Source organism: Vibrio sp. 378 (genome assembly GCF_033339435.1).
The window spans coordinates 1-577 of record NZ_JAWOUO010000904.1 but is presented as its reverse complement, the minus strand read 5'-3'; the positions used below and the strand labels follow the sequence as shown (position 1 = coordinate 577).

Annotated in this window: 2 protein-coding genes; both read right to left on the bottom strand. The window is 49.0% G+C overall.

What is annotated here, in order from left to right:
- A partial coding sequence (locus R7Q48_RS29515; protein ID WP_318133922.1) for a SlyX family protein occupies window positions 1-205 on the bottom strand: 205 nt, incomplete at its 3' end.
- Window positions 202-577, bottom strand: a 376-nt coding sequence (locus tag R7Q48_RS29510; RefSeq protein WP_411979311.1) for a WD40 repeat domain-containing protein, incomplete at its 5' end; no start/stop codon positions are given. The genes R7Q48_RS29510 and R7Q48_RS29515, both read right to left, overlap by 4 nt.

Here is a 577-nt window from a genome sequence, read left to right as displayed (position 1 = left end):
CGTTGGCTGGATCTTCCATATTCGAAGAATCCATATTTTTCACTTTGCCTACTACGTACTTCATTTGATCTTGCATCTTCGTGATCTGCAATTGTTGCTGTGACAATGCACTGTTCAGATCTTCGATGGTTTGTTCTTGGAACGCCACCTGACACTCTAAGTCGTTGATGCGTGCTTCCAATTGCTCAATGAGTTTTTCTGTCATGACCCGTTCTCTAGTTGCCAAGCTTGGGCGATGCCCGCCGATGTGGCAGTAATTACACGTTGCTTAGAATCAAAGGCAGCATCATACACGACCGCGCGAGGAGGGCGAGTATCTTTTTTCGGCTCGACTTCAAATCCGTCAATGCGCTTTCCGCTCTGCGTATCCCAAATCGAGACGCGGCCTGAAGGTGTTCCCGTCACCAGTTGAGAGCCATCATCAGAAAAACGCGCGGTAGAGAAAATCAACTGGCGCGACCAACTGCTGAGTTGCGAAACCTTTTGACCCGTTTCTAAATTCCAAATGATCGCTTGATTGCCACCGTCTGACGTCATGGCGAGTTTGCCATCTCGTTGCAGTGCCACGCGCACAACA